Origin of the sequence: Mesorhizobium sp. M0854 (assembly GCF_040319815.1) — a bacterium.
Lineage (GTDB): Bacteria > Pseudomonadota > Alphaproteobacteria > Rhizobiales > Rhizobiaceae > Mesorhizobium.
In genome coordinates this window covers 125,551-146,096 of sequence record NZ_JAMYOL010000010.1, presented here as the reverse complement: position 1 = coordinate 146,096, position 20,546 = coordinate 125,551, and the positions used below count along the sequence as shown (strand labels likewise).

Sequence of the window (20,546 nt, the reverse complement as noted above, 5' to 3'; positions counted from 1 at the left end):
ATGGCAGGACCTTCCCCTCCGTTGTATTTTGATGACCATTCAATGGGTGGCCTCATGCAGCGCTGGCGCCTTGTGCGGCTGCGGTGCAAAGCGGCTTTCGGGTCTGGCAAGCCCGAGATGGTCGCGCAGCGTGCGCCCCTCATAGTCGGTGCGGAACAGGCCGCGCCGGCGCAGGATCGGCACCACCGTATCGACAAAGACCTCCAGTCCGGTCGGCAGCACGTCCGGCATCAGGTTGAAGCCGTCGGCGGCGCCGGCGACAAACCATCTTTCGATATCGTCGGCGATCTGCTCGGGCGTGCCGACGATGGTGCGGTGGCCGGTGCTGCCGTTCAGCACCCGGATCAGCTGGCGAACGGTGAAATCGTTGCTGCGCGCGAGCGCGAGCGTGGCCTTGAAGAAGGTGTGGCCGCCATTGGGGGGCAGTTGAATCCCTTCTGGCAGCTTCTCGTCGAGCTTCAGCCGCTCGCGATCGATGCCGAGCACGCCGGACAGCCGGCCAAGGCTGTAGTCGAGCGGGATGCGGTCCCAGAGCTCTCCTTGCCGCCGCTCCGCTTCGGCCTCGGTGCTGCCGATGATGGTGGCTAGGCCGGCGAGGTTGAGCGGCACGCCGCCGGTGCGGCCATAGGCGACGGCACGCGCCTTAAGTTCCCGCGCATAGCCGAGCGCTTCCTCGAAAGACTGCGATGCGGAAAACACAGCTTCGGCGTGGCGGGCGGCGAGGTCCTTGCCGTCATCGGACCCGCCGGCCTGGACGACCACCGGATGCCCTTGCGGCGAACGCGGCACATTGTGCGGCCCGTGCACCGAGAAATGTGCGCCCTTGTGGTCGATGGCGTGAACCTTGGTGGCATCGACGAAGCGCCCGCTGGCGACATCACCGATGAAGGCATCGTCCTCCCAGCTGTCCCACAATGCCTTGACGATGTCAGCGAATTCCGCGGCCCGCTCGTAGCGCCGGCCATGATCGATGGCACCGTTGAGGCCGAAATTGCGGGCCGAGGCGGGATCGGCCGTGGTGACGATGTTCCAGCCGATGCGTCCGCCGCTGACATGGTCGAGCGTCGCGAAGCGCCTGGCGATATTGTAGGGCTCGTTGAAGCTGGTTGAAGCGGTGGCGATCAGGCCGATGCGCTCGGTTGCGGCGGCTACCGTCGCCAGCACGATGGTCGGCTCCAGCGACGTGATCGGACGATAGTCAATGCGGTCCGATATCGCCGCCTGGTCGGCAAGGAATACGGCGTCGAGCTTTGCGCGCTCTGCGATCTTCGCCACCTGCACATAGTGGTCAACGGTGAAGGCGGCATAGGGGTCGACGCCGTCCATCCGCCATGCCGCCGGCGAGAAGCCGGCATGCAGGATGTTGACGTTGAGATGGAGCTGCCGGCCGCTCATCGAAAGACGCCGGGCTCGGGATAAGCGCCGGTCAGATACCAGGTGCCGACGGTGCGGGTCTTGTATTCGGCAGGGTTGTGCAAGGTGTGAATGCGTGCGTTGCGCCAGAAGCGGTCGAAGCCGTATTTGCGCACTGCGGAGCGGGCACCCATGACCTCGAATATCTCGGTCGTGACTTCGAGCGCGACATCGCCTGCCAGCACATTGGCCGCGGCGACGGCAACCGCTGCCTCGCCGCGTTCTTGCTCGGTCAGCGCCTTGCCGCGCGCGATCGCATGATCGATCGCCGCCGCCGCGCGATCGGCCAGCGCCGTCGCCGCCCGCGTCTTGACCCACAGCTCGCCATACTGCCGCTTGATCCATGGATCGTCGATATGGCGCTCGACGCCGGAATACATCCACGGCCGCGAACTGTTGAGCGTATAATCTCGCGCCGCCAGCAGCGCGCCCTGGGCCGTGCCGACAAAGACATTGAGCAACACGCTCTGCTGCTGCAGCGGGCCGATGGTGCGGATTGGCAACGACGCGTCGACCCAACCGCGCACCAACTCGCTGTCGTGGATCCTGACGTCCTTGTAGGCGACCTTGCCGCTGCCGGTCTGCGTCTGGCCGATGCCGTCCCAGTCGTCGAGAACGGTGATGCCTTCACGGTCCGCGGGGATCGCTGCAAACTTCCTCTCGCCGCTGACCTCGTCTTCCCACGAGGTCGAAAGATAATCGGCAACATGCGAGCCGGAGGCAAAGGGTTTGAAACCATTGACGATCGTCCACTCGCCATCCTTGCGGCCGAACAGCGTTTTGGAAAAGCTGTTGCCGGTGTTGCCCCAGAACCAGTCGCCGGCAGCCGAACGCCGAAGCAGATCGGCTGAACGCGGCTCGTCCGAGTTGAGCCTGGCGGCGATCAATGCGCTGAAATGGTAGCCATAGATATGGCCGATCGAGCCGTCGACCTTGGCGAACTCGCGGCCGATCTTCAGCGCCGTCGAATAGGGTTCGCCGGCGCCGCCGAATTCCTTGGGAATGACGATGGTGAGCAGGCCGCTCTCCTTGAGCAGCCGTATCTGCTCGACGGGCCTGCCGCCAAGTTGGTCGCGCTCGACCGCGTCGCGGGCAAAGATCTCGCGCAGCTCGGCCGCCTTGGCGATCCATGGATTGGAGGTATCAGGATCGAAGGTCATGCTGTCACTCATGCAGATGCGGAAAGCCGTGGCGCTCGGCAAGCAGTGCAAGAATGCGCCTGGTGTCATCGGCGAAGACCTTGCCCTTGGCCGTCGGCAAGTCGGCGGGCGGATCGCTGCCGATGATCAGCACCGGCAGCGACTGGTGCCGTTCGCCGAGCGCGTCGATCACCTTGCCTCTCGGCCTCGAAAACGGCACGCGCTCAACGTCGAGTCTGGCGGCGAGATCGGGAAAGGCTGCGAGCAATCCCTCAACCTGGTTGCAATAGGGGCAGACGAACGTCTGGCCCGGCTGATTTGGGTCGGCGAAACCCGGCTGGATGAGAAAGAGCGTGTCGCGCGCCATTGCCGGCCTATTCCGCAGCTGCCGCGGCATGCCGCGAAAAACGGTTTGCCGGCCGCTTCAGGCCGAGATTGTCGCGCAAGGTGCTGCCCTCATACTCGTCGCGGAACAGGCCACGGCGGCGCAGTTCCGGCACCACCAGCTCGATGAAATCCTTCAGGCCGCCAGGCATGATCGGCGCCATGATGTTGAAGCCGTCGGCGCCGTAATTCTCGAACCGCTCTTCCATGGTGTCGGCGATCTGTTGCGGCGTGCCGACCACCTGCCAGTGGCCGCGGGCGCCGGCGATGCGCAGATAAAGCTGCCGGATCGTCAGGTTCTCGCGCCACGCCAGATCGATCACCAGCGCTTGCCGGCTCTTGCCGGCATTGGTCTCCGGCAAATCCGGCACCGGCCCGTCGAGCGGATAGGCGCTAAGGTCGAAGCCGCCGGCCAGCGCCGAGACCAGACCGAGGCCGACTTCCGGCTGGATGAGATCCTGCAACTGTTCGAACTTCTCCCGCGCCTCGGCTTCGGTGCGGCCGACGACCGGGAAAATGCCTGGCAGGACTTTCAGGTCACCCTCCGAGCGGCCATATTTGCCGAGCCTGCCCTTGACGTCGGCATAGAAGGCGGTGGCTTCGTCGAGCGTGATCTGCGCGGCGAAAATCGCTTCCGCGGTACGAGCCGCCAGCTCTTTGCCCGGACCCGACGCCCCGGCCTGGACCACGACCGGACGACCTTGCGGCGTTCGCGGCGTGTTCAGGGGACCACGCACCTTGAAGTGCTGGCCCTTGTGGTTCAGCACATGCAGTTTGTCCTTGTCGAAATAGCGCCCGCTTGCTCTGTCGCGCGGGAAGGCGTCATCCTCCCAGCTGTCCCACAGGCCGAGCACGACATCGGCGAATTCCTCGGCGCGGTCGTAGCGCTCGCCATGCTGGATATGCGTCTCGTGACCGAAATTGAACGCTGCCTCCGGATCGGAAGAGGTGACCAGATTCCAGCCTGCGCGCCCGCCGCTCAGATGGTCGAGCGACGCGAACTGGCGGGCCAGATTGTAGGGATCGGAAAAACTGGTCGACGCCGTGGCGATGAGGCCGATGTTCCTGGTCACAGCCGACAGTGCCGACAGCAGCGTGATCGGCTCGAACGGATAGACGCCGCTATGCGCCTTGCGGCTGGCGGCCTCGAGGTTGCTCAGCCGCGCCGCGACGCCATCGGCAAAGAAGATCGCGTCGAATTTGGCCGCTTCCGCCAGCCGGGCAAGTTCGACGTAGTCGCCGAGGCTGGTCCCCTCGCCTGCCGCTGGATGGCGCCAGGCCGCCACATGGTGACCGGTGAAGAGCAGAAACGCTCCCAGCTTGAGCTTGTCCTTGCGCCTGGCCATTTTTTTCGCCTCCTCAGCGGTACAGTCCGCCGGCCGGGAATTCCCCGGTCAGCAACCAGGTGCCGATCGTGCGCTTCTTGTATTCGGCCGGATTGTGCAGCGTGTGCGTGCGCACGTTGCGCCAGAACCTGTCGTAGCCGTTGGCCTTGGTGGCTGAGCGGGCGCCCATCACCTCGAAAACCTCGCTCGACGCGTCGAGGCCGACTTGTCCGGCGTAGACATTGGCGGTGGCGAGATCGATCGCCGTCTGCCCGCGCTGCTCCAGGGTCAACGCCTCGCCCTGGCCATAGGCGGCATCGAGGCTGCATGCTGCTATATCGGCCAGTTCGGCCGCGGCGAGCGTGCGGATATAGAGGTCGCCATATTTGCGTTGCACGAACGGATCGTCGGTATGTTTCTCATAGCCGGAATAGACCCAGGGGCGCGATTGCGAGACCGTATAGTCCCGGCCTTCGCTCAGCGCTCCTTGCGCGCTGCCGACGAACAGGTTGAGCAGGACTGCCTGCTGGAACAGTGACGTCAGCGTCTGGAACGGCGTCAGCGGCACCGCGGGCGAGCCAATCAGTTCGTCGTCGCCGACATGCACGTCCTTGAACGTCACTTTGCCGCTGCCGGTCTGCCGCTGGCCGACACCATCCCAGTCATCCTCGATGACGATGCCCTCACGGTCAGCCGGGATCGCTGCCGCTAGTCGATCCTGGCCGTCCTCCCAGGCAACCTGGATGTAGTCTGCGATGTGTGAACCGGAGGAGAACGGCCGAAAGCCGCTCAGGATCCAGCCCGTGCCGTTGCGCCTGGCCGTCGACGTCTTCGACATGGCGTTGCCGGAATTGCCCCAGACCCAGTTCTCCCTTGCAGAGCGTGTCAGCAGCCGGTCCCTCTGCGCCTGCGTGCCACGGAACAGCACGCCATTGAGCGGCAGATGATGGTATCCGTAGAGATGGGCGAGCGAGCCGTCGGTGCGGGCGAATTCGCGCACGACGCGAAGCACCGACAGCCAGGGTGCGCCCTTGCCGCCATAGCGCTTGGGAATCTGCGCCGACGGCAAACCACTTTCCTTCAGCAGGCGGATCTGTTCGACGGGCCGGCCGCCGGCCTTGTCGCGCGCCACGGCATCCCGATCGAAGATTTCGCGCAGTTCGACCGCCGTGGCGACGAACGGGTCGGAAAGGTCAGGGCTGAAGGTCATCGGCGTTTGTCCATGGAAATGCGTCTATTCCGCCGCGATGGTCTGCGCCGGCCGCGAGACGGAAGCGGCATAGGCGTCTTCGCCGAACTCGGCCGGATGGCTCCCGGTTATGCGGCTCTCATGGCTGTCGAGATCGGCGAGGAAGAGATCGCGGCTGATGCGCGCGACAACGGCCGGCACATCGCGCCTGATCGACGGCACATCGCCGATCGGCAGGCCGAAACTGACAAAGCCGCCGGGATTGAAGACATGGATATTCCTCAGGAATGGCGCCTCCCCCGGCGCCTTCTCGAGAAATTCATGGCCGAGGCCGAGATAAGGATGGGCGCCGAAAAATTCATCCAGCTCTGCTTCCGGCGGCGCGTACTGGTCGCGCCATAGCCGGATGGTGGCGGCGAAATCGGCGAACTCAGGCTTGCGCGTCGGGTCGGCGAAATAGCCGGTGCCGGCGACGACGAAGTCGAACGCAAACGTCTCGCCTGCGATATCGGTGACGACCTTGCCGTCTTCGACATCCGCATTTGTCCAGGGGGCACCGAGATGGAGATGAAAATTCTGGTGCCGCACCGCCCGCTCCACCGCATCGAGCGGCGGCGTTGAACCGGCCTCGCGGAAGCGCAATGCCTGGCGCCAGCGCACCGCATCGGGCAGCCGAGGATAATTGTCATAGGCGCCGGGATAGCCGCGCACGCGGTTGATCGGCACACTGGCAATGCTGTTGCGGCGGGCAAAGAGACGCACCGATTTCGCGCCGGCCTCAAGGGCAGCTCCGGCCGCATCGAATGCCGAAGCCGCCGACCCGACGACAGCCAATGCCTTGCCCTTGAGCGAGGCAAAATCGATTGCCGCCGAACTGTGTGCGACAAGGCCCCGCGGCAAGGCGGCAAGTACCGCCGGTATCACTGGACCGCCGCTGCCGCCAAAGCCATTGGCCAGAATGATCTTGCGCGCCGTTTCGACCGATGGCGTGCCGTCGGCTTCGAGGTGGAGGCGAAAAAGCCCGCCGGCCGGCTCGATGCGAATGAGACGCGTGCCGTAACGGATGCCGATACCGAGGAACGCGCGATACCATTTCAGGTAGTTCGCCCAATCCGTCCGTGCGATGCGGTCGAATCCGGCATAGGCTTCCGCACCGTGGCGGGCTTCGTACCAGGACTGAAAGCTCAAGCCCGGCAAGCCGAGTTCCGGCCCCGGCAAGCCCTTTGGCGTTCGCAGCCGGTTCATCCGTGCATGAGTGAACCAGATGCCGGCCTTGCTTTCATCCGGTGCCGCGTCGACGACAGTAACCTTGCCGATGCCGGCACGCCTCAACGCGAAGGCAAAGGTCGCCCCCGTCTGCCCACCGCCAACGATGAAGACATTGTGGTCGATGCCTTCCCGGTCCGGCACCCAGTTCTGCGGATCGGGGCCGATCAGCCGGAGCGTCTCCCGGGCGTGGTGATCTGGATCGGTCGGTAAGGCCATTTCGGTCCCGGCTGAAGTTGAGCCTCATCAAACTCCGCCTCGGTCGGCAAACAGTCCAGAAATGTTCGCTTTGATTGGCCGGTAGTTTTTTTCACTTGCATTGCAACGACGCGCTTTCACAGCCGACGAATGGGCGGCGCGTGTGGCCTCCCTGAAGCCGGGGCATCTTTTTGATATTGCAGCGGGCTCAAGCGCACTGGTCATTTTATTTCTTACGGCTCACGCGTAATGCGCCGACGCAGTCGGGCATTGGTGTCGAGCACATCAGCGGCGTCGCGTGGTCAGCGGGATCAAGCTTGATCTTGGTCGACCGACATGGGTGACGTCCGCCATCTGAAAGACGGCAGATCGCGGATACACCAGCAACGGTCCTCGCAGGATAGGACAGCGCAGCTACTCAACAGGCGTCCCAAGAGGCCCGTCGGCTACTCCATCGCAGGAACGAAACCAGAAGAGTAGCGGACCTTTCGTGTGCAGTTTTTGCACACGATCTCTCATAACATATTGATTTTATGTATTGATCTGTCCCATCCATCACCGGACATTGCGGAGTATCCTGGTAGAGGTGGGCGGCCGAGACGTTCGAACTCTGGCGCGACAGGTGAAATGACCGCCGTTCTCAAAGTTTGTTGGCCGATAGTTGGTGCGGGTGGTCGGGCTCGAACCGACACTCCTTTCGGAACTGGATTTTGAATCCAGCGCGTCTACCAGTTTCACCACACCCGCAAGGCGCTAACTCATTTACCTCTCAACGCTCTCATGCTGCACCTACGCAGAGGGTGGCAGTTCGAGAATTAAGCGGCCCTTAACTCCTAACCTATTGACCTCCAATCCTATTACCCTGCGGGCTGACGGTAGACGCATCCTGATTTTGAGTCGAGCGCGTCTACCAATTCCGCCATAGGGGCTCAGGCCGGGCGGCCTGGATGGGCGCGGACTATACGGTTGGAGGCCTGTTCGTCAACTGGCCAAATCCCAACATCTGGGCTCGCTCAAGCCTCAGCCTTTCGATTTCGTGAAGCAGCTGCCATTGTGCAGCGCGGAAAATCTTTCTAGAGAGGCGGCGCATGTCATTGAAGCGCACCTTGTCCGACGAGGTTGATGCGGGGCGCTTCCAAGTCTTGTTTGTACATGTCGTGATCCCAAGACCGCTTCTGGTTTGGGCGTGCATTAGGAGTGCCGATGCTTCGCGGACTTTACGACTGGACCTTGTCGCTGGCGGCGAGCAAATCCGCCGAATGGTGGCTGGCCTTCATCGCCTTCGTCGAGAGCTCGGTGTTCCTGGTGCCGGCCGACGTCCTCTATCTGCCGATGGCGCTGTCGCGGCCGGATCGCGCCTATCGTTACGCGCTGGTCGCCACCGTCGCCTCGGTGCTGGGCGGCATCGCCGGCTGGTTCATCGGCCATTATGCCTATGATGCGGTGGCGCGGCCGATCCTCGAATTTTATGGCAAATATGACGAGTTCGAGGCGATGCGCGTCTCATCGGGTGTCGGCTTCATCATCCTGATGCTGGTCACCTCCGGCCTCGCCCATCTGCCGCCGATCAAGGTTGTGACGATCCTGTCGGGCGTCATCGGTGTTCCTTTGCTGCTGTTCATCGTGCTGGCAATCGTGGCGCGCGGTGCTCGCTTCCTGTTTCTCGCGTGGCTCTTGCGCCGCTATGGCGAGCCGATCCGCCACTTCATCGAAAAGCGCCTCGGCCAGATTGCAGGCGCCGCCGCCGCCGCCCTGATTTTGCTCTATATCGTCGTCAAATACGCCGTCTGAACGGCATCGAACCGAATGGACTGAGCCCGATGACAGCGACCGTGAATACCGATACCGGACGCCAGCGGCTGCGCACCGCCCTGTTCCTCGCTGTCGCCATGGCCGCCACGGTCGGCTCGGCGCTGGCCTTCCAGTATCTCGGCGGCTACATCCCCTGCAAGCTCTGCCTCGAGCAGCGCACGCCTTACTACGTCGGCGTGCCCTTGATGCTGCTGGCGGTGCTTGCGTCGGCTCTTCAGGCGCCAGCCTGGGTAAGCCGTGGCCTGCTGGCCATTGGCGGCCTGCTGATGCTCTACGGCGTCTATCTCGGCGTTTATCACTCCGGCGTCGAATGGGCGTGGTGGCCAGGCCCGACCGATTGCACCGCAGCCGCCGGGCCGGTGGACACCGGCGGCAAGGGCGTGCTCGATGCGCTCGACAAATTCGTCCCGCCCTCCTGCGACAAGGCGGCGCTCCGCATCCTCGGCCTGTCGCTGGCCGGCTGGAATGCCATCGCCAGCTTTGTCCTGGCAGTCGTAGCCTTCCGCAGCGCCTTCGCCCGCGACTGATTTAGCGCGACACGAGATCATCCAAGAATTCGACAGGCTGAGTCGGGTGGAGTGATTGCCGAGAACCGAAGCGGAGCGGACATTGGTCCGTGAGCATCGGAAGCGCAGAAAATCGCTTCAGACGGCCAGCCTCCCGAATTATCGGATGATCTCACGGCTCGAGTTCGACATCCCAGTACAGATAATCCATCCAGCTTTCGTGTAGATGGTTGGGCGGGAACAGCCGGCCGTTATTATGCAAATCATGCACCGTCGGCTGATAGGGCTTCTGCAGCGGCCACATCTTGGCGTGGGCCGGCATCATGCCGCCCTTCCTCAGATTGCAGGGCGAGCAGGCAGCGACGACATTCTCCCAGGTCGTGGCGCCGCCGCGATGGCGAGGAATGACATGGTCGAACGTCAGATCGTCCGGCGTGCCGCAATATTGGCATTGGAAACGGTCACGCAGGAAGACGTTGAAACGGGTAAACGCCGGATGCCTCGACGGCTTGACGTAAGCCTTCAGGCTGACGACGCTCGGCAGCTTCATCGAAAAGGTCGGTGAAGAGACGGCGTGTTCGTATTCGGCGACGATGTTCACCCTCTCGAGGAACACCGCCTTGATGGCATCCTGCCAGGACCAGAGCGACAGGGGGTAATAGCTGAGCGGACGGTAATCCGCGTTCAGCACCAGCGCTGGAAGCCCATCCGGAGATACGGCAACCGTCACGTCGTTGACCTCCTTCACCCTAGAACCGGTCGACGCGGATACTGTAAGCCCGACATGACAGGGATGTGAAGCGGATTGTCGATCATGCCGGGTCTCAAAAACGCATGATTTCAATGCTTTTTTGCGGATTCAGGCCGGAGGCGCGGCATCCCTGCCCTTCAATTCGCGATAATAAGCCCAGAAAAGCCGCGATGCGACACCGCGCCACGGGCTCCATGATTCGGCAAGCCGGATCAGCATTTTCTCCGGCGGACGCGGGTCGATGCCTAGTGCATGGCCGACCGCGCTCTGCAGTGCAACGTCGCGCGCCGGAAAGATGTCCGGGTGTCCGGCGGCAAACAAAAGGTAGACTTCAGCCGTCCACGGGCCGATCCCCGGCACCCTGGTCATGGCCGCGATCGCCTCGCTTGCATCGAGCCGGCAGAGGTGATCGAGGTCGAGCCCGTCGGCCACCGCCCGGGCGACGGCAAGCAGGCCGCGCTGCTTGGGTCGCGACAGCCCGGCCTCGCGAAAGATCACCTCGTCGGCGGCAAGTATCGCCTGCGGCGTCAGCGGATCGAGCAGTCTCGTCAGCCGGCCGAAGATGGCGTCGGCGCTCGCGCGGGACACTTGTTGCGAAACGACGATGGAAGCAAGGCTCCTGAACCCCGGCTCCGATAGCCTGAGCGGCACCTCGCCGGCCATGCCGCGCACTCTTTCCAGGCGTGGGTCGAGTAAGCATAGCCTATCCAGCCCTTGCGCAATGTCGTCGAGACTGGCGATGCGTTGCATACTGCTTGTTCCAAAATCAAAAGTGCCGCACGCTTCGTCACGTGTCCCTCTGGACGCGCGACGCCACCGGCGCAAAGTAGCAATTGGCGAAAGCGCCACACAACCCGATTGCCGCCGGACAATGACACTGCTGACATTCCGCTTCGCGCCGAGCCCGAACGGCGAACTGCATCTCGGCCATGCCTATTCGGCGCTGCTCAATCAGAAATTGGCAAAGGCGACGGGCGGACGCCTGCTGCTGCGCATCGAGGATATCGACACGACGCGCTGCACGCCGGAATTCGAGGCAGGCATTTTTCGCGACCTGAAATGGCTGGGGCTTGGCTGGGAGGAACCGGTGCGCCGCCAGTCCGAACATTTTGCCGAATATCGGGCGATGCTCGAGCGGCTGATCAAGGAAGAACTTGTCTACCCGGCCTTCATGAGCAGAAGTGAGATCCGCGCCTTTATCGCCGACAGCGAGAAGCGTGGCCGCGACTGGCCGCGCGACCCGGACGGCGTGCCGCTCTATCCCGCCGCCGACAAGGCGTTGACGGCGAGCGAACGCAAGCGGCGCGCCGCCGAAAATGTGCCATTTGCCTGGCGGCTAGACGTCGATGCGGCAATAGCGCGCGCCGGCAAGGACCTGTCATGGGCCGAACACACGGACGAGACGCTCTCCGCGACGCGTCGTGTCGAAGCCCATCCGCAGGATTGGGGCGACGTGGTCGTGGCGCGCCGCGAAATCCCGACCAGTTATCACCTCGCCGTCACCATGGACGACGCGCTGCAGGGCGTCAGCCATGTCGTGCGCGGCCAGGATCTCTATTCCGCGACCAGCGTGCAGCGGCTGCTTCAGCAACTGCTTGGCCTGCCGCAGCCGGCCTATTTTCACCATCGCCTGATCCTCGGCCCGGACGGACGAAAACTGTCGAAGAGTCTTGGCGATACCGGCCTTGCCGCCCAGCGTAAGACGGGCGCATCGCCGGACGATGTGAGGCGGCTGGTCGGTCTCTAGCGGCGCCAAAGGCATTCCTTGAATGGAAATGAGCCTATGGATCAACGGTTTGGTTTTGCCTTCCGCTCGGAACGGCATTAGAGCAAGCGCGACAATCAGTCCTCACCGACGCGTGGCCTCCGGAAAAATGCACAGCCTCAAGCGGTTCATCCCCGCCTCTTTCGTCGTCCTGTGGGCGACCGGCTTCATCGGCGCGCGCTATGCCATGCCGTGGGCGGAGCCCTTTACCTTCCTGGCCGCGCGCTTTGTCCTGGCCGCAATCCTGCTTGTCGCTTTGATGGCCGCGCTTGGTTCGAGCCGTGCCACCCGCGACGAGGCGCTGCACGCGACCGGCGCCGGCATCCTGATGCATGGCGTCTATCTCGGCGGCGTGTTCTGGGCCATCCACCGGGGCATGCCCGCCGGGCTTTCAGCCCTGATCGTCGGCCTGCAGCCGCTGATCACGGCAGTGCTCGCCGGCAGGCTTCTCGGCGAGGCCATCCTGCCGCGCCACTGGGCCGGTCTCGGCCTCGGGCTGATCGGTGTGGTGATCGTGCTCTGGCCGAAGCTCGGCGCGCTCGGCGGCGGGGTGACGGCCGAGACGGTGGGCGCCTCACTTGTCTCGGTGCTCGGCATGAGCGCCGGCACGATCTGGCAGAAGCGCTTTGCTTCCGGCGGCGATCTGGTGGCTGCCACGTTCTGGCAATATGTCGGCGGCGCATCTGTAATGGCCTTGGCCTCGCTAGCCTTCGAGACGCGAACGGTCATCGTCAATGGCGAACTGATCTTCGCCATGGCCTGGCTCGTGCTGGTGCTGTCGATCGGCGCCATCTTCCTGTTGATGGTGATGATCCGCGACGGCGAAATGTCGAAGGTCGCCTCGCTGTTTTACCTCGTGCCGGCCGTCACCGCGGTCATCGCCTGGGCATTGTTCGGTGAGCACTTGAGCCCGCTCCAGATCGCCGGCATGGCGATCGCGACGCTCGGCGTCGGGCTGGCGACGGCTCAGCCGCCGACGCGGGCACGCGCCTCTAAATAGCGGCTGATCGCGGCGTTGAGCTCGCCACCGAGGATGAAGATCGCTGATACGATGTAGAGGAAGACGACGGCGATCATGATCGAGGCGAGGCCGGCATAGGTCGTCACATAGGACGAGAAATGATCGAGATAGGCGGCGAAGATGGTCGACCCGATGAGCCAGCCGACCAGCGTGAAGATGATGCCAGGCACGATCGAAACGAAGCGGCGCTTGCCGGCCGGCAACCAGAAATGCACGGCGAACAGGCCGCCGATGATGACGACCGAGGCGATGACGTACCGCCACAGCGTGATCGTGCCCATATAAGGTTTTATCCATTCGAAATGCGACTCGGCCAGCCGTGCCAGCAACGGCGCGAAGACCAGCAGCACGCTGATGGCCAAAAACCCGGCCGTCGCGATCAGCACGAAGATGATGCTCTGCACCCGCCGGTAGATGATGCCGCGCGTTTCCGAGACACGATAGGCCCGGTTGAGCGAGGTGCGCAGCGCCTCGATGCCGTTCGAGGCGAAATATCCGGCAAGCACGATACCGTAGGTCAACAGGTCACTGCGCCGGACGGTAAGCACGTTGAGCACCTCGCGCGCGATCGGTTTGGCGATCTGCTCGGGCCATGTGTCGAACACAAGGTGCACGGCGGTGTCGGCGAAAGCCTGCGCGCCGAAAAAACTCGCCAGCGTCGTAGCGAAGATCAGGAAAGGAAAAAGCGCCATCAGCGCGGTGATCGCCAGATGGCTGGCCATTGCCCAGCCGTCGTCGGTGTTGAAATGGCCGAGCGCGTCGTAGAGAACGCGTTTGAGGGCTACGATCTTCCGCAACAAGAACCGCGTTCCCTTCGATTGTCCCGACGCCGCGAATATGGGAAGGGTTTGCGGTAAATGACAACCCTAGGTCAAACCACCATTCCTCCCGGAGAAGAGTTGCGCACCATCATTGTCACAGGTGCCTCTTCCGGCATAGGCGCCTATTGCGCCCATGCTCTTAAGAGGGAAGGCTGGCGGGTGTTCGCAACGGCCCGAAAGCCCGAAGATATCGCCGCGCTCGAGGCCGACGGCATCGAGGCCTTTTATCTGGACTACACCGAGCCCGGATCGATCGAGGCGCTGGTGGCGTCGGTGCTGGAACGGACCGGCGGCCGGCTCGGTGCGCTCTTCAACAATGGCGCCTACGGACAACCCGGCGCCGTCGAGGACCTGCCGGTCGAGGCTTTACGGCAGCAGTTCGAGGCCAATGTCTTTGGCTGGCATGATCTCACTCGCCGCGTCGTACCGGTGATGCGCCGTCAGGGCCATGGTCGTCTCGTTCATTGCTCATCGATCCTCGGCCTCGCGCCGGTGCCTTTTCGCGGCGCCTACTCGGCATCGAAGCACGCTATCGAAGGGCTGATGCTGTCCCTCTATCAAGAACTCCGGGGTAGCGGCATCCATGTTTCGCTGATCGAGCCGGGGCCGGTGAAATCGAAGATCGCCAGCAACAGCCTCGCATGGTTCCTGGCGAATATCGATCACGAGAATTCCGTTCATCGCCTCGCCTATGCGGCGCAACTCAAACGGCTGCGGGCCGGCGGCAGCACATCGCGGCTGAAGCCCGGGGCGGAGGTGGTTTATGCCGCCTTGCACCATGCGCTTCTGTCGCGGCGCCCGCGCCCGCATTATGTGGTAACAGTGCCGGCCAGGATCGGTGTGATCCTTAAACGCATCCTGCCGGCTTCTGCACTCTACCGTCTGCTCGCCAATCGCGCCTGAACGCAATTCAACTGGAACACACCATGGCAACCGTCTTCAACATCCTCGCCGTTCTTGTCATGGTCGCAGTGGTGATCGTGCTGATCCGCGGCCTCATCAACATGATGCGCGGCGGCTCCAGCATGACCTCCAACAAGCTGATGCAGACGCGCGTGCTCTTGCAGTTCGTGGCCTTGGTGCTGATCATGCTGGCGGTGTATTTCACCCGTAAGTGACGCAGCACCAGCCGGGAGGTACCCCGTGGTCAAGCTCAACAAGATCTACACCCGCACTGGCGACGATGGCACCACCGGTCTCGGCTCCGGCGAGCGGCGGCTGAAATCCGACCTTCGCATCGACGCCTACGGCACGGTCGACGAGGCCAATGCCTGCATCGGCATGGCCCGCATTCATACCGCGGCAGTAAATCCGGCGATCGATGCGATGCTCGGCCGCATCCAGAACGACCTTTTCGACCTCGGCGCCGATCTGGCAGTCCCCAATAATGGCAAGCCGCTCGACTACGAGCCGTTGCGCATCATCGCCTCGCAGACCGACCGCGTCGAACAGGACATCGATCTCCTCAACAAGGACCTTGAGCCGCTCAAATCCTTCGTGCTCAACGGCGGTACGCCGGCAGCGGCTGCCCTTCACCTCGCCCGCACGGTGGCCCGCCGCGCCGAGCGCATCATGGTTGCGCTGTCGCAAGATCCAGACGAGCACGTCAACCGCGAGGCGATAAGATACATCAACCGTGTCTCGGACTTTCTGTTCGTCGCCGCACGCGCGGTCAATGACAACGGAAATGCCGACGTGCTATGGGTTCCCGGCAAGAACCGCTGAATCTGCCGGAACCGGGAGAGGCCTGATGTTTATCCCGCTTTATGACACCAACCGGCTGCGGCACATCAAGCTGCAATATGTGACGATCAGCCTGATCGCGCTCAACGTGCTGATCTACTTTGTCACCACATTGGGCGGCGAGGATTTCGCCAACGCCGCGGTGATGGGCCTCGGTTTCATCCCGTCGGTTGTGCATGACAGCGTCGAGCTCGCTCCGCAATTTGTCGTCATTCCGGAGAGCCTGAGCTATCTGACCTATTCCTTCCTGCACGCGGATATCTTCCACCTCTGCGGCAACATGCTGTTCCTGTGGGTGTTCGGCGACAATGTCGAGGATGCACTTGGCCATGTCCGCTACCTCGTCTTCTACCTGCTTTGCGCCATCGCCGGCGCTTTCCTCCAGGGTCTGGTTGCCTGGGATTCGCGGGTGCCGCTGATTGGCGCGTCGGGCGCTATCGCCGGTGTGGTCGCCGCCTATCTGATCCTTTATCCGCGGGTGAAGGTATGGGTGCTGGTCTTCGCGCGCATCCCGTTGCGCATTCCGGCCTTCATCCCGCTGATCCTGTGGATCCTTTTCCAGATCTTCATGTTCGCCCTGGGGGGCGAGGATCAGGTTTCCTGGGCCTGCCATATCGGCGGCATCATCGCTGGAGCCGTGCTGGTGCTTGTCTTGCGCAGCCGCGGCGTACCGCTACTCGCCGGCGCAGACGAGGAGCCGGCCGTGGTCGCCGGTCCGGCGCCCGTAGCCGTGGAGCCGGCGCCAAGCGACCCACAACCTGCGCAGCCGGCGCCGCGCTGGGGCCGGGGGACAGTTTCCGGTCCGGACTGAACCGATTTGAGTGCTTCGCAGAGGATCCGAGTGCGCCCCGGATATTGACGCGCGGGGTCGCCGCAACTACGGAAGCGCCACCCTACTGGCGTGGCGAAGACCAGAATTCCGTCCGGAATGTCGGCTTTCGACAACTAGGAAGAGGTGCACGCTGCTATAGCGCGCCCGACGAGCGTGAAGAGACTATCGTGAAAGAGGTGACAGGCAAATGAAGATCCTTGTGCCCGTGAAGCGGGTTGTGGATGCGAACGTCAAGGTCCGGGTGAAGGCGGACGGTTCGGCGGTGGAACTCGCCAACGTCAAGATGGCGATGAACCCGTTCGACGAGATCGCGGTCGAAGAGGCGATCCGGCTGAAGGAAGCTGGCAAGGCCGAAGAGATCATCGTCGTGTCGATCGGGCCGCAGCAGGCACAGGAGACCTTGCGCACGGCGCTCGCCATGGGCGCCGACCGCGCCATCCTGGTCAAGACCGACGAGCAGACTGAGCCGCTGGGCGTCGCCAAGGTGCTGAAGGGCGTCGTCGAGGCAGAACAGCCCGGCCTTGTCATTCTCGGCAAGCAGGCGATCGACGACGATTCCAACCAGACCGGCCAGATGCTGGCCGCACTTCTCGGCTGGGCGCAGGGCACCTTCGCCTCCAAGATCGTGCTCGACGGTGACAAGGCCACGGTGACGCGCGAGGTCGATGGCGGCCTGCAGACGCTGGAACTGAAGATGCCGGCGATCGTCACGGCCGATTTGCGGCTGAACCAGCCACGCTACGCGTCTCTGCCCAACATCATGAAGGCCAAGAAGAAGCCGCTCGACGAGAAGAGCCCTGCCGATTACGGCGCCGACGTCAAGCCGCGGCTTAAAGTGCTCAAGACCGAGGAGCCGGGCGGCCGCAAGGCGGGCGTCAAGGTCAAGAGCGTCGCCGAACTGGTAGACAAGCTGAAGAACGAAGCCGGCGTGCTCTAAGGAAATCCGATGAGGCCCGGCCTGCAAACGGCCGGTTTCTCCGCTTCCGGTGCTCACGTACTGAAGTACGCTCCGCTCCGGTTCTCGAAACCAACCGTTTTCGACTCGGCCTGACCGGATTTCAGGAGCCTCGAAGACGAAAGTCAGGAAAACATCATGGCTATTCTTCTGATTGCCGAACACGACAACGCTGCGCTTTCCGACCAGACCGCCAAGGCGCTTTCGGCGGCGCTGCAGATCGGTTCGGACGTGCATGTGCTGGTTGCCGGCAAAGGTGCCAAGCCGGCAGCGGACGCCGCCGCCAAGCTCAAGGGCGTCACCAAGGTGCTGCTCGCCGACGCCGACGAACTGACCGAGCGTCTCGCCGAACCGCTGGCGGCACTCGTCGTTTCGCTTGCTGAGCCATACGAGACGATCATCGCGCCGGCGACCTCGTCGGGCAAGAACGTCGCGCCCCGCGTGGCGGCGCTGCTCGATGTCGCCCAGATATCTGAAATCATCGAAGTCGTGTCGCCCGACACCTTCAAGCGCCCGATCTATGCCGGCAACGCCATCCAGACGGTGCAGTCCAGTGACGCCAAGAAGGTCATCACGGTGCGTACCGCTTCCTTCCAGGCAGCGCCCGAGGGCGGTTCCGCGTCGGTCGAGACGGTCCAGGCGGCGGCCAATCCCGGCCTGTCGAGCTTTGTCGAGAACAAGCTCTCCGAGACCGACCGTCCAGAGCTGACCTCGGCCAAGATCATCATCTCGGGCGGCCGTGCGCTGGGCTCCTCCGAGAAGTTCCAGGAGGTCATCCTGCCGGTCGCCGACAAGCTCGGTGCGGCGGTTGGCGCATCTCGCGCCGCCGTCGATGCCGGCTATGCGCCGAACGACTGGCAGGTCGGCCAGACCGGCAAGGTGGTAGCGCCCGACCTTTATATTGCCGTCGGCATCTCCGGTGCCATCCAGCACCTTGCCGGCATGAAGGATTCGAAGGTGATCGTTGCCATCAACAAGGACGAGGAAGCGCCGATCTTCCAGGTCGCCGACTACGGTCTCGTCGGCGATCTCTTCGTCATTCTGCCGGAACTGCAAAAGGCGCTTTGACGCCTTCTGCCAAAGCGTATTAAATTCTGAGGGGTGGGGTAGACGAAGTCGCCCCGCCCTTTTAGTTTGCACTGCACAAAAAACGGGCCGCAAAGGCCTCGACGGGATCGGGTAATGAGCAAGATCGAGACGATCGGCATCATCGGCGCGGGCCAGATGGGTGGCGGCATCGCCCATGTGTCGGCGCTGGCGGGCTATAAGGTGCTGGTTTACGATATTTCGCCCGACCGCATCGAAAAGGGCATCGCTACGATCAGCGGCAACATGGCCCGTCAGGTCGGCTCCGGCAAACTCGAGGAAAAGCTGCGCAATGAGGCGATGGCGCGCATTTCGGCGGCACCGGCCATGGCCGACCTTGCGGGCGCCGATCTGGTGATCGAAGCAGCGACCGAGGACGAGACGGTCAAGCGCAAGATCTATGCCCAGCTCTGCCCGCAGCTCAACCCCGAGGCCATCCTGGCGACGAACACGTCATCGATCTCGATCACACGGCTGGCTTCGCAGACCGACCGGCCGGAACGCTTCATCGGCATACATTTCATGAATCCGGTTCCGGTGATGAAGCTGGTCGAACTGGTGCGCGGCATCGCCACCGAGGACCAGACCTTCGAGGCGGCAAAAACCTATGTGAAGCAGCTCGACAAGACGATCACCGTCTCGGAGGATTTCCCGGCCTTCATCGTCAACCGCATCCTGCTGCCGATGATCAACGAGGCGATCTACACGCTCTATGAAGGTGTCGGCTCGGTCGACGCCATCGATACCGCCATGAAGCTCGGCGCCAACCATCCGATGGGGCCGCTGCAGCTTGCCGATTTCATCGGGCTCGATACCTGCCTGTCGATCATGCAGGTGCTGCATGACGGGCTGTCGGATTCGAAATACCGCCCCTGCCCGCTGCTGGTCAAATATGTCGAGGCCGGCTGGCTCGGCCGCAAGACCGGGCGCGGCTTCTACGACTATCGCGGCGAGCATCCCGTTCCGACACGCTGATCGCCTCGCTACCAGCGCACAAAAAATCGTCCGCCGAGCGCCCCGAGCACGGCAAGGATGGCGACCGCGATCGTATACCAGGTGCCGACGAAAAGCGGCGAATCGTCAAAGCAATGAGCCGCATAGAAGGTCGCCGCCAGCCCGCCGGCAAGCAGGCCCGCGGCCGCACCGGCAAGCACCGGCCTTGTCGGCGCGCCATGGCGCAGCACCGCGAGAAAGACGGCAAGCGGGCCGATCCCGATCAACGGAATGAAGGTCAGGCAGATGACCATGTTCGTGCCGACCAGGCGCGTGCCCCAGTCGGACGCAGGCACGGCGAAGAGTTCGAGAATCACAGCCACAATCACCAGCAGCGGCGCGGCGACCATCCAGCTCACCGCCCGGCCGGTCGATGCACCGGGCGTCGACAGCCCACGCACCAGGACAAAGGCGCTGGCGGCAAGAGCAATCGTGAAGACGAATTTGGACAGGAACCGCATCGTGTGCATGGCGATCGCAATGTCGGGGCGCGGGCCGATCGTCAGCCAGAAAACCGCGGCCGCGATCACGATGGCCGCGCCGGCGGCAAGCCACCAGGCGGTGCCTAGCGGCAGCGCCTTGCTGCGGGCATCGGCGTCAAGCGCCTTGATGAAATCTTCGGTCCTCATGTTATTCCCGCCCCGCCCTGAACCGTTTGGCAATGGCGGCAAGCCCGCGGTGCAGTGACACCCGCACAGCCGTCTCGCTGATGCCGAATTTGGCCGCGGTCTCACCGATTGACCGGCCTTCGACCGATACGGCCGAGACGACGGAACGCTGTGCCGGCGGCAGGCTGTCGAGCGCCCGGTTGACGTCGCGCTCGCTCACCGTCTCCGATTCCGGCTCGGCAAAGGTCTCGGCGATTTCGTCGATCTCGATCTCGATCCGCCGACCGCGCCGCCGGAACGCATCGATCAGCTTGAAGCGGGCTATTGCATAGACCCAAGGCAGCACCGGCGCATCATGGCGCCAGGTGTGTCGTTTCACATGAATGGCCAGCAAGGTTTCCTGCACGACATCCTCGGGATCCACCCCGCCCTGCACGATCTTGCGCCGGGCAAAGCCACGAACGAGCGCGGCGATCCGGTGCAGAAAGTCGGCATAGGCCCTTTCGTCTCCGGCGATCGCGGCCCGCAGCAGCCGTGAAAGCTCGGCTTCGTCGTTGCCGCTCACAAGAGTTCACTCCCCGATATTCGCGTCTCGGCGCTGATTTGTTACGGGGCCGGCGAAATAATGTCCAAGGCAAATTAGCTGAGCATCACGAGAGTTTGCTCCTTTTGAGCGATTGAGTGGGTCAGCAATGTTGACTGCACCAGTCAGGTATTGGTAGGTGCAGCGTGCCAAGCC

The 20,546-nt window shown here is 63.2% G+C and carries 22 protein-coding genes and 1 tRNA gene; 11 read left to right on the top strand and 12 right to left on the bottom strand.

All coding sequences use genetic code 11. The annotated features are described in order from the left end of the window. Positions 1-39: 39 nt before the first annotated feature. From NKH99_RS17840 to NKH99_RS17810, 7 genes are all read right to left on the bottom strand, one after another. Positions 40-1,395 carry an LLM class flavin-dependent oxidoreductase gene (locus NKH99_RS17840; protein WP_353014840.1) on the bottom strand — a complete coding sequence of 452 codons (1,356 nt, stop codon included), beginning with the start codon at positions 1,393-1,395 and terminating at the stop codon, positions 40-42. Further along, the gene (locus NKH99_RS17835) at positions 1,392-2,585 is read right to left on the bottom strand and encodes an acyl-CoA dehydrogenase family protein (protein WP_353014839.1); all 1,194 of its coding nucleotides are present in this window, start codon (positions 2,583-2,585) and stop codon (positions 1,392-1,394) included. Before NKH99_RS17835 ends, NKH99_RS17840 begins: the two co-directional genes overlap by 4 nt. Beyond that, positions 2,578-2,919 (bottom strand): DUF3088 domain-containing protein, encoded by a 342-nt coding sequence (locus tag NKH99_RS17830; protein ID WP_352769936.1) that lies wholly within the window; start codon positions 2,917-2,919, stop codon positions 2,578-2,580. The genes NKH99_RS17835 and NKH99_RS17830 overlap by 8 nt, the downstream gene beginning before the upstream one ends. A gap of 7 nt (positions 2,920-2,926) precedes the next feature. Further along, a complete protein-coding gene (locus tag NKH99_RS17825) occupies positions 2,927-4,282 on the bottom strand; it encodes an LLM class flavin-dependent oxidoreductase (protein WP_353014838.1) in 1,356 nt (451 codons plus the stop codon). Positions 4,283-4,295: 13 nt separating this feature from the next. After that, positions 4,296-5,471 (bottom strand): acyl-CoA dehydrogenase family protein, encoded by a 1,176-nt coding sequence (locus tag NKH99_RS17820; protein ID WP_352540175.1) that lies wholly within the window; start codon positions 5,469-5,471, stop codon positions 4,296-4,298. 24 nt (positions 5,472-5,495) lie between these two features. Beyond that, complete coding sequence (locus NKH99_RS17815) at positions 5,496-6,935, bottom strand: NAD(P)-binding domain-containing protein (protein ID WP_353014836.1); 1,440 nt, start codon at positions 6,933-6,935, stop codon at positions 5,496-5,498. A 641-nt stretch (positions 6,936-7,576) separates the two neighbouring features. Further along, positions 7,577-7,661 (bottom strand) — tRNA-Leu (locus NKH99_RS17810). A 456-nt stretch (positions 7,662-8,117) separates the two neighbouring features. Between NKH99_RS17810 and NKH99_RS17805 the strand changes: the two genes are divergently transcribed. Continuing rightward, positions 8,118-8,705 carry a YqaA family protein gene (locus NKH99_RS17805; RefSeq protein ID WP_023677958.1) on the top strand — a complete coding sequence of 196 codons (588 nt, stop codon included), beginning with the start codon at positions 8,118-8,120 and terminating at the stop codon, positions 8,703-8,705. A 29-nt stretch (positions 8,706-8,734) separates the two neighbouring features. Further along, complete coding sequence (locus NKH99_RS17800) at positions 8,735-9,253, top strand: disulfide bond formation protein B (RefSeq protein WP_352769943.1); 519 nt, start codon at positions 8,735-8,737, stop codon at positions 9,251-9,253. Positions 9,254-9,404: 151 nt separating this feature from the next. Here NKH99_RS17800 and NKH99_RS17795 read toward each other — a convergent pair whose 3' ends face one another. Both NKH99_RS17795 and NKH99_RS17790 read right to left on the bottom strand, forming a co-directional pair. Beyond that, positions 9,405-9,962, bottom strand: a complete 558-nt coding sequence (locus NKH99_RS17795) for an HNH endonuclease (RefSeq protein WP_023677956.1) — start codon at positions 9,960-9,962, stop codon at positions 9,405-9,407. Between the two features lie 129 nt (positions 9,963-10,091). Continuing rightward, a complete protein-coding gene (locus tag NKH99_RS17790; protein ID WP_352471385.1) occupies positions 10,092-10,733 on the bottom strand; it encodes a DNA-3-methyladenine glycosylase family protein in 642 nt (213 codons plus the stop codon). 121 nt (positions 10,734-10,854) lie between these two features. On the opposite strand from NKH99_RS17790, the gene gluQRS reads away from it, so the two are divergent. Both gluQRS and NKH99_RS17780 read left to right on the top strand, forming a co-directional pair. Beyond that, positions 10,855-11,730 carry a tRNA glutamyl-Q(34) synthetase GluQRS gene (gene gluQRS, locus NKH99_RS17785; RefSeq protein ID WP_353014835.1) on the top strand — a complete coding sequence of 292 codons (876 nt, stop codon included), beginning with the start codon at positions 10,855-10,857 and terminating at the stop codon, positions 11,728-11,730. Positions 11,731-11,857: 127 nt separating this feature from the next. Next, on the top strand, positions 11,858-12,748 hold the full coding sequence (locus tag NKH99_RS17780; protein WP_352816656.1) for a DMT family transporter: 891 nt from the start codon (positions 11,858-11,860) through the stop codon (positions 12,746-12,748). Here the strand turns inward: NKH99_RS17780 and NKH99_RS17775 are convergent. Then, on the bottom strand, positions 12,715-13,569 hold the full coding sequence (locus NKH99_RS17775) for a YihY/virulence factor BrkB family protein (RefSeq protein ID WP_292656768.1): 855 nt from the start codon (positions 13,567-13,569) through the stop codon (positions 12,715-12,717). The genes NKH99_RS17780 and NKH99_RS17775 overlap by 34 nt on opposite strands. Before the next feature lie 57 nt (positions 13,570-13,626). Here NKH99_RS17775 and NKH99_RS17770 point away from each other — a divergent pair, with 57 nt between their 5' ends. The 7 genes from NKH99_RS17770 (at position 13,627) to NKH99_RS17740 (ending at position 19,181) form a co-directional block, all read left to right on the top strand. After that, positions 13,627-14,493, top strand: a complete 867-nt coding sequence (locus NKH99_RS17770; protein WP_352471390.1) for an SDR family oxidoreductase — start codon at positions 13,627-13,629, stop codon at positions 14,491-14,493. Between the two features lie 23 nt (positions 14,494-14,516). Continuing rightward, complete coding sequence (locus NKH99_RS17765) at positions 14,517-14,708, top strand: twin transmembrane helix small protein (protein WP_023677950.1); 192 nt, start codon at positions 14,517-14,519, stop codon at positions 14,706-14,708. A gap of 25 nt (positions 14,709-14,733) precedes the next feature. Next, positions 14,734-15,315: a cob(I)yrinic acid a,c-diamide adenosyltransferase gene (locus tag NKH99_RS17760; RefSeq protein WP_352615986.1), complete on the top strand. Its 582-nt coding sequence runs from the start codon at positions 14,734-14,736 to the stop codon at positions 15,313-15,315. 25 nt (positions 15,316-15,340) lie between these two features. Then, a complete protein-coding gene (locus tag NKH99_RS17755; RefSeq protein WP_353014834.1) occupies positions 15,341-16,144 on the top strand; it encodes a rhomboid family intramembrane serine protease in 804 nt (267 codons plus the stop codon). 208 nt (positions 16,145-16,352) lie between these two features. After that, positions 16,353-17,102, top strand: coding sequence for an electron transfer flavoprotein subunit beta/FixA family protein (locus tag NKH99_RS17750; RefSeq protein WP_352615988.1), 750 nt, complete (start codon positions 16,353-16,355; stop codon positions 17,100-17,102). Positions 17,103-17,258: 156 nt separating this feature from the next. Further along, a complete protein-coding gene (locus NKH99_RS17745) occupies positions 17,259-18,188 on the top strand; it encodes an electron transfer flavoprotein subunit alpha/FixB family protein (protein ID WP_352831673.1) in 930 nt (309 codons plus the stop codon). Between the two features lie 114 nt (positions 18,189-18,302). Then, on the top strand, positions 18,303-19,181 hold the full coding sequence (locus tag NKH99_RS17740) for a 3-hydroxybutyryl-CoA dehydrogenase (protein ID WP_023677945.1): 879 nt from the start codon (positions 18,303-18,305) through the stop codon (positions 19,179-19,181). Between the two features lie 8 nt (positions 19,182-19,189). Here NKH99_RS17740 and NKH99_RS17735 read toward each other — a convergent pair whose 3' ends face one another. After that, complete coding sequence (locus tag NKH99_RS17735; protein WP_352831671.1) at positions 19,190-19,828, bottom strand: NrsF family protein; 639 nt, start codon at positions 19,826-19,828, stop codon at positions 19,190-19,192. Between the two features lies 1 nt (position 19,829). Next, positions 19,830-20,372 (bottom strand): sigma-70 family RNA polymerase sigma factor, encoded by a 543-nt coding sequence (locus NKH99_RS17730; RefSeq protein ID WP_353014833.1) that lies wholly within the window; start codon positions 20,370-20,372, stop codon positions 19,830-19,832. Positions 20,373-20,546: the final 174 nt, after the last annotated feature.